General features: G+C 65.6%; 10 protein-coding genes. 2 read left to right on the top strand and 8 right to left on the bottom strand.

Annotated elements, in window-relative coordinates:
• Positions 1-2 precede the first annotated feature (2 nt).
• The 6 genes from C2847_RS05795 to C2847_RS05820 form a co-directional block, all read right to left on the bottom strand.
• On the bottom strand, positions 3-644 hold the full coding sequence (locus C2847_RS05795) for a hypothetical protein (protein ID WP_105317506.1): 642 nt from the start codon (positions 642-644) through the stop codon (positions 3-5).
• Positions 641-1,564: a c-type cytochrome gene (locus C2847_RS05800; protein WP_105317507.1), complete on the bottom strand. Its 924-nt coding sequence runs from the start codon at positions 1,562-1,564 to the stop codon at positions 641-643. Before C2847_RS05800 ends, C2847_RS05795 begins: the two co-directional genes overlap by 4 nt.
• A complete protein-coding gene (locus C2847_RS05805) occupies positions 1,561-2,397 on the bottom strand; it encodes an SDH family Clp fold serine proteinase (RefSeq protein ID WP_105317508.1) in 837 nt (278 codons plus the stop codon). Before C2847_RS05805 ends, C2847_RS05800 begins: the two co-directional genes overlap by 4 nt.
• On the bottom strand, positions 2,397-3,623 hold the full coding sequence (locus tag C2847_RS05810) for a S1C family serine protease (protein ID WP_105317509.1): 1,227 nt from the start codon (positions 3,621-3,623) through the stop codon (positions 2,397-2,399). Before C2847_RS05810 ends, C2847_RS05805 begins: the two co-directional genes overlap by 1 nt.
• A gap of 13 nt (positions 3,624-3,636) precedes the next feature.
• Positions 3,637-4,167, bottom strand: a complete 531-nt coding sequence (locus tag C2847_RS05815) for a hypothetical protein (protein ID WP_105317510.1) — start codon at positions 4,165-4,167, stop codon at positions 3,637-3,639.
• A 62-nt stretch (positions 4,168-4,229) separates the two neighbouring features.
• Complete coding sequence (locus tag C2847_RS05820; protein WP_128415160.1) at positions 4,230-4,748, bottom strand: general stress protein; 519 nt, start codon at positions 4,746-4,748, stop codon at positions 4,230-4,232.
• 95 nt (positions 4,749-4,843) lie between these two features.
• On the opposite strand from C2847_RS05820, the gene C2847_RS05825 reads away from it, so the two are divergent.
• Positions 4,844-5,791, top strand: a complete 948-nt coding sequence (locus tag C2847_RS05825; protein WP_105317511.1) for a PIG-L deacetylase family protein — start codon at positions 4,844-4,846, stop codon at positions 5,789-5,791.
• On the opposite strand, the gene C2847_RS05830 is transcribed toward C2847_RS05825, so the two are convergent.
• Positions 5,788-6,306 (bottom strand): DUF421 domain-containing protein, encoded by a 519-nt coding sequence (locus C2847_RS05830; RefSeq protein ID WP_105317512.1) that lies wholly within the window; start codon positions 6,304-6,306, stop codon positions 5,788-5,790. The two genes, C2847_RS05825 and C2847_RS05830, sit on opposite strands and share 4 nt — an antisense overlap.
• Positions 6,307-6,333: 27 nt before the next feature.
• Positions 6,334-6,831, bottom strand: a complete 498-nt coding sequence (locus tag C2847_RS05835; RefSeq protein ID WP_105317513.1) for a VIT1/CCC1 transporter family protein — start codon at positions 6,829-6,831, stop codon at positions 6,334-6,336.
• 152 nt (positions 6,832-6,983) lie between these two features.
• Here C2847_RS05835 and C2847_RS05840 point away from each other — a divergent pair.
• Positions 6,984-7,470: PepSY domain-containing protein (locus C2847_RS05840; RefSeq protein WP_128415161.1), on the top strand; the 487-nt coding region annotated here is incomplete at its 3' end.

The following is a 7,470-nucleotide window of genomic DNA, read 5'->3' on the forward strand; positions in this document are numbered from 1 at the left end:
GGTCAGGTCCCCTTCAGCCCCAGGGTTTCCGCATAGGTGATCTCCACGTAGGCCACCCCCACCCGTCCCCAGAGGGCTTCCAGGGAAGGATTGTGGCGGCGCAGGGCCAGGAGGTTTTCCGCCGCCCGCTTCCCCAGGAAGTGGTCCATGCGCAGAACCTGCTCCTCCCGGAAGTGGCGGTGGAGGACCCGGTTGAGGCGCTGGGCCGAGAGCAGGTCCCGGCCAAAGGGCTTCTCCACCGCGATCCGGCGCCAACCGGTGCGCTCCCGGGCCAGGCCCAGGCGGCCCAAGGCCGTGGCCGCCTTGGGGAAGAGAGCGGGGGGCAGGGCCAGGTAGAAGAGGGCCGGCCCCTCGAGGCCCCGCAAAGGGGCCAGACCCTGGGGGGAGATCGCCGCCTGCCGGTAATGGATCCAGCCCCGCACCTCGGCCCAGGCCCTGGGGTCCAGCTCAGGGCGCTGGGCGATGAAAGCCCCTAGACGCTCCCGCACCTCCTCCTCGCCCCAAGCCTCGGCCCCGAAGCCCAGGAGGCGCAAGGGAGGAAGCCGCCCCTCCATGTGGAGCCGCACCAGGGCCGGCATCAGGAGGCGGCGGGATAGGTCTCCGGTGAGGCCAAGGACCACCAGATGCAGGGGCCTCTTCCTCATGGCTTTACCGGCTCCACCTGTTTCACCTCGTCCAGAACCTTAGAGGTGTAGATCCCCAGGCTCTGGGCAGGGGGCAGATGGTCCTTGAGAACGAACTCTGGCCGGGGCTGGCTGTCCACATAAGCGGCGATGTCCCGGGCCTCGTCGGGGGATAAGTTGGGGTTACCCAGGGGCATGGCCCCGTGGATGAAGGCGGCCAGATTCTTCCAGTTGGCCATCCCGGCACCGGCATTGTAAGATTTCGGACCCCAAAGGGGGGGTCCTACTTGTCCCTGGCCCTCAGCCCCATGGCAGACAGCACACTTGGCTTGGTAGAGGCTCTTCCCCCGTTGCGCGTCCGCTTGGGTCCAGTCCACCGAGAGGGGCTTTAAGGCATTGGGTCCGGTAGGGCTTTTGGGATTCATGCGCATGGGAAGGCCTTGGGACAGGGAGGTGATATAGGCGTCTAGGGCTACCAGGACCGGACCCCCCAAGGGGGGCAGGGTGCCATTCAAACTCCGCATGAAACAGTCCCCAATGCGGTTTTGCAGGGTGATGACCGCCTTTTCCCGGGAGGAGTAGGCGGGGAAAGCGGTGGCCGTCCCCACCAACGTGAGCCCCTTGGGATCCGTGCCCCCATTTAGGTGGCAGGAAGCACAATTCAGGGCATTGCCCACGTAGGCTTTACTCAGGGGATGGTCCTTGGTATTCATAAAGATGTCCTTACCCAGGGCCACCGTTTGGTCTAGACTCTCCGGAAAGTCCTGGGGGAGGGCGGGGATGGAGCCACTGATGTTGGCGGTAGCGGGACCCTTGCTTACCCCCTGTTCACGCAAGGCCAGGTAGTTGAGGGCAAAGTAAAAAGTGGTGCCTGCAAAGGCCACAAGAAGCGCTAGAAGGATGGTCTGGGTAAGGCCTAACGGTTCCTGTTTTCGCCTCATTCTCGACCTCCTTTGGTATAAGGAAGGGGAATGTACTGCACGCTGGGGCGGCGTATCTGGGTCTGGGGGTAGAGCTCCATGAGGGCGTACACCTCCCGGGGCATGTCCGTGGACACGGGTAGGCCCAGCCCCCGGGCCTCCTCCACGGTGATGGGGTAGTCGTGGGTCCAGGTGCCCTGGGAGAGCAGGCGGGCGGTGGTGCGGGCCTTCTCCGGGTCCATGTGCTTGGCCAAGAGCTTCTCCGCCACCTCGGCCACCTGCTTCATGGCCTTGGCGGCGATGTCCGCCTTGATGAGGGTGGCGTCCTCGATCTTCTCAATGGGCTTGGTCTGGAGAAGGGCGAGAAGGCTGGCCGCAGGAGCATCCCCGATCTGGGGGTCGATGGGCCCTAAGACGGCGTTCTCGTCCATGACGATCTCGTCCGCAGCCAGGGCGATGAGGGTGCCCCCGGACATGGCATAGTGAGGCACAAAGACCGTGACCTTGGCCGGATGGCGCAGGAGGGCCAGGGCGATCTGCTCCGCGGCCAGGACCAGCCCCCCGGGGGTGTGCAGGATGAGGTCGATGGGCATCTGGGGGTCGGTGAGGCGGATGGCCCGGAGGACCTCCTCGGAGTCGTCCACGTCAATGTAGCGCACCAAGGGCACCCCCAGGAGGCTGATGGCCTCCTGGCGGTGGATCAGGGTGATGACCCGGCTTCCCCGCTTCCTTTCAAGGCTTAGGATCTGCCGGGTGCGGGCGGCCTCGAGGGCCTGCCGCTGCAGGTAGGGGCTCAGGAAGGCAAAGATGAGGAAGAGCCAGAAGAGGCTGTTGACCAGGGTGCCCACGTCCATCACTGGCCCTGTCTTGGGGTCACCCGAACCTCCAGGGTCTTCCCCTGGCGCCACACCTTAAGGGTGACCGGCTGGCCCGGCTTGAGGTTGGCCAAGAGGTTCTGCAGGTCGGGGGCCTGGTCCAAGGGGCGGCCGTTCGCCTCCAGGAGCACGTCCCCGTCCACCCCCACCTGGACCGTCTGCCCGGTGGTGGGATCGGTCAGGGCCACGAACCGAGTGGCTCCCCTAAGTCCAGCTTGAGCGGCGGGGAAACCGGGACTCACCCGTTGGACCAAAAGGCCTTGGTCGGGAAGACCGTATTGGGCCCTTAAAGCGGGGGGTAAGGCGCTTAGGGGAAGGACCTCTACCCCAAGCCTAGGCCGCTTGGCCAGAACCTCGGCCTCGCTCACCTGCTTTCCCGCCTTCATGGCGGGAAGCCACTCTTTCACCAAATTGATAGGGATGGCGAAGCCGATGCCAGAGTACTGTGGGGCTCCTACCTGGCCGGTGGGGGAGAGGATGGCGGTGTTGATGCCCACCACCTGCCCCCGGGAGTCCAGAAGGGGACCGCCCGAGTTCCCAGGATTGATGGGGGTGTCGGTCTGGATGAGCTTGGGCACCAAGGGGTCCACCGCCCCCGGGTTCTGGCGGATGGCGGAGATGACCCCGGTGGTGACCGTGAACTCGAGGCCGAAGGGGTTGCCGATGGCGATGGCCTTCTGCCCCACCAGGAGCTTGTCCGAGTCCCCCAAGGGCAGCACCACCGGGGGCTTGACCTCCACCTTCAGGAGGGCCAGGTCCAGGGCGGGCACCGAGCCCACCAGCTTGGCCGCGTAGGTCCTGGGGTCCCCCTGGAGCCGCACCTGGAGGCGGTTCGCCCCCTGGACCACGTGGAAGTTGGTGAGGATGTGCCCCTCGGCGTCCACGAAGAAGCCCGAGCCCGTGCCCACCTGAGGGGGTTGGAGGAAGGGGGCGAAGAAGGGGGCGAACTGGGGGGGCACGTTCTGGGGCAGGGCCTGCCCGGGGATGAAGCTCTGCACCAGGACCACCCCGGGCCCGTATTTGGCGGCGATCTCCACCGTGTTGGCCTCGTCGGGCAGGAGGCCTTGAAGGGCAGAGGAGGGGAGGGCCGCAGGGGGGGGCGGGGGGGCGCTCCCCTGCCCATCGGCCCGCTCCAGGGCCCACCACAAGAAGGTGCCCCCCAGGGCCACCACGGCGAAGAGGGCTGCGGCTTTGGCCTTGCTCATGCCCTCACCTCCCTCACGGGGCGGTCACCAGCCAGCCCACCCCGGCCCCCGCGATGGGGTGGCTGAGGCGGCCGTTCTGGTGCCTGGGCCCCAGGGGAAAGACCTGAATGGTGGGCTTCACCGGGTTGGGGCTCACGTTGGGGGGGTTGGTGAAGGTCACGTCCAGGTACTGGGCCTCCGGGGTGATGGCCGGCCCGTAGAAGGCGAAGTGGAGGGGCTGGGCGAAGCCCAGGATCCTTTGTCCCGTCTTCAGGTTCGTCACCCTGAGGGCGAAGGCCAGGAGGACCTTCTGCCCCTTGGGGGCGTAGGCCTGCCACTGGTTGGGGTCCCCGAGGAGGATCTCCAGGCGCGCCGGGTCCTGGCCAAAGGCCCCGGAGGGCACGGTGAGGACCATGCTGCCTAGCCCCAGGCGCAGGTAGTCCCAAGGCTGCACGATGAGGCTGGCCTTCACCTGGGGGAAGCCGAACTGGGCGGGATCGGGGGCCTGGGCCCAGACCAGAGCTAAGGAGAGGAGAAACGCCAAAAGGAGCCACCGCTTTACCATACCTACCACCTCCTACTTTACACTCTGCCGCTTGCCTGTAGCGTACCTGAAAAGGCCCGAGACTAGGCGGTCCGGGGTTCCACAGCGATGTCCGTGCCCCCCGCCGCGCTCAGGATCTCCTTGGCCCGGTCCACCTCCTCCTGGGAGCCGTGCATGAGGAGGACGTACTCCCCGGCCTTGATGGAGGTGTCCAGCTTGAGGGCCCGCTCCCGGCTTAGCCCGTAGCCGATGAACGCCCCCACCAGGGCCCCGCCCGCCGCCCCCAGGGCCGCCCCCTCGAGGGTGGCCACCAAGGTGGCGGCCAGGGGCCCGGCCACCACCAGGGGACCGAAGCCGGGGATCCAGAGGAAGGCCGCCCCCACCAGGAGGCCGAAGAGGCCGCCGAACCAAGCCCCCACCCCTGCCCCCTGGCGGGCCACGTCCCCCACGGTGATGAAGCCGTGGACCCGCTCCTTAGACTGCAGGTTCTGGCCCAGGATGGAAACGTTGCGGATGGGTAGGCCTGCCTCCCCCATCTTGCGCACCGCGTCCTCCGCTGCCTCGTGGGAGTGGAATACCGCGCTTAGAACCACTTCGGCCATGGATAACCTCCTTCGGGCCTTTTTGCCCTAATCCTAATCTTAGGGGCCGGGGGGGGGCTGGCAAGCCCCCCTTGGGGGGCCTAATCTGGTAGCGTATGCGCAGGGCCATGTGGGTTCTCCTCCTGCTCCTCCTCTTGGTCTTCTTGCTGATAAACGCCCCCTGGCTGTTCCAGCAGGCCTACGCCTGGTACTACCGTACCCGGGTAGGGGCGCTGCCCGCGTGGGACCCTGTCCCGGGAACCCGGCTCCTGGTCCTGGCCCCCCACCCCGACGATGAGAGCCTGGCCGCGGCAGGGCTCATGCAACGGGTGCGCCAGGGGGGCGGGAAGGTCTACATCGCTTGGATGACCTTGGGGGACGGGTTCCAATGGGATGCGGCCCTCCTGAACCGCACCCTGCGGCCCACCCCCGCCGACCTGCGCGGGCTGGCGGAACGGCGGCGCCAGGAGTCCGTGGCCGCCGCCCAGGCCCTGGGGGTGCCCGAGGGGAACCTCTTCTTACTGGGCTACCCCGACCGGGGCCTCCTCCACCTCTTCCTGGAAAACTTCTTTACCCCCTACCGCTCCCCCAACACCCACCTGGATCGGGTGAGCTACCCGGGCACCTTCCGCCCAGGAGCCCCCTACACCGGGGAGGCCTGGGAAAGGGACCTGAGGGCCATCCTGGAGCGGGTGCGCCCGGACCTGGTGGTTTCCCCGGCCCCCGAGGACGCCCACCCGGACCACCGGGCCACCGCCTACATGGCCCTGCGCCTCATGGGGGAGCGGGGGTGGCTGGACCGGCTGCGCTTCTACATGGTCCACGGGGGTCTGGAGTGGCCCCTCCCCAAGGGCCTCCACCCCGGGCTCTACCTGGAGCCCCCTCCCCGGGGCCGGCACCTCGCCTGGCAGCGTCTGGACCTCACTCCAGAGGAGGAGGCAAGGAAACTGCAAGCCCTTAAAGCCCATCGTAGCCAGATGGAGATTCTCGGGCGCTTCATGGAGGCCTTTGTGCGGAAGAACGAGCTTTTTACTCCCGCCTCCAACCCGCCCATGGCCCCCTAGCGGTTTCGGCTGGAGCGTACCCTCCTAAGGCGCTTAGGCAAGAGGTGATCCCTGGGTACCACGCTGATGGTGCCGTCCACTTCCAACACAGCGCTCAGCACGTCCTCGAGGTGCCCTACTCCGTGCTCGCGAAGGGCGGCCATCAGCTCCTCGAGGTCCACTCCTTCCCGCAACAGGTTGTCGGGGATAGGCTTTCCATCATGGACCAAAAGGGTTGGGTGCCCAAGAAAGCTCCGCCGCAGGGGACTTTGGGAGAGGAGCCGGTCCAGGGCCAGCAGCAGTCCAGCCCCCAGCAACCCACCCACGAGGCTGTTGTCCGGGCCGATCATGGCATTTTGCACCACGTTGGATAGCAGTAAGAGGGTAAGAAGGTCTAAAGGAGTCATCTGGCCTAAGACCCGCTTCCCGCTCAGCCGGAGGTACGCGAGGAGAACCAGGTAAACCACAGCCACGCGCAGAAGGGTGAACAACACCGTGGTGGGGTCCCCCAGAACTTCCCGGACATGCTCGACCATAACACCATGATGAACCCCCCTCTGGGCTCAACCCCCGAAGCGACCCAGGGTCAAGCCCACGAGGAAAACGATCAAACCCCCTCCGAGCACCTGAATCACAGTGCTCCACAAGGAGCTTTTCATATAGCGGTACCGGATCCAGGCGATGGCGAGGAGCTCCACCACCACCACCATGGAGGCCAGGAGGAGGGCCAGCCTGATCTGAGGGATCAGGAAGGGCAGGGTGTGAAACGTACCTCCCAGGAAGGTGGCTAACCCTGTAACACCTCCTCTTAGCAAGGGGTGCCCCCGGCCCGAAAGCTTCCCGTCGTCGGAAACCGCTTCCGCCAGGCCCATGGAAATCCCCGCCCCCAAGGCTGCGGCCATGCCTACCAGAAAGGCACTATGGGGTCGCCCTGTAAGCTCAGCAGCCGCAAACAGAGGAGCCAGCGTGGCCACAGATCCGTCCATGAGGCCAAGAAGGGCGGGTTGAATCACCTGAAGGACCAGATGGCGCTCACTTTGAACCAGGTCGGCCAGCTTCATGGGCACCAGTATAGGGACCAGACCAACCAAATACAAGCAGTTATCGTTTGCAATAAGTTATCATCCCCATCTCATGCCTTGTCACCGCCATGCAAGGTTGCCCCCCTAGGGTAGGGGTGTCCGGGCGGAAGGCCCGGAAAAAGGAGGCGAAGATGAAGAGGAACGCAAAGTGGATCCTGTTGGCCCTTGGCAGCTTGGCAAGCGTTGTGGCTGTGGCCCAGAAGGGTATGGGTGGAAACTCCTCTAGCCAAGCCGGCGCCCAGTCCCCCAGCTATGTGGGGAGCATCCCTGTGCAGGAGGACGCCACCTCCCAGGCCTACCAGTCCCTGGCCAAGATCACAGCGGACGAAGCGGTACGGGTGGCTCAAAAAGCCCTGGGCACCCAGGCTTCCCCAACAGCAGTGAAGCTTTCCGTGGAGAACGGCTACTTGGTTTGGGAAGTGGTGATCGCTGACCAGGAGGTAAAGGTGGATGCCGGCAACGGGCAGGTGCTCCACAGGGAAGCTATAGGCTACAAGGAGCACGAGGGCAAGGGAGGTGAGCACGAGGATCAACAAGGAGGGGAAGAAGGAAAAACTCAAAACTTGCACCTCCCGAATACCCTGCATAAACACCCCCTTCCCCCCGCAGGCGGGGGCC

The sequence above is a fragment of the Thermus tenuipuniceus genome, from assembly GCF_002964845.1.
Taxonomy (GTDB): domain Bacteria; phylum Deinococcota; class Deinococci; order Deinococcales; family Thermaceae; genus Thermus; species Thermus tenuipuniceus.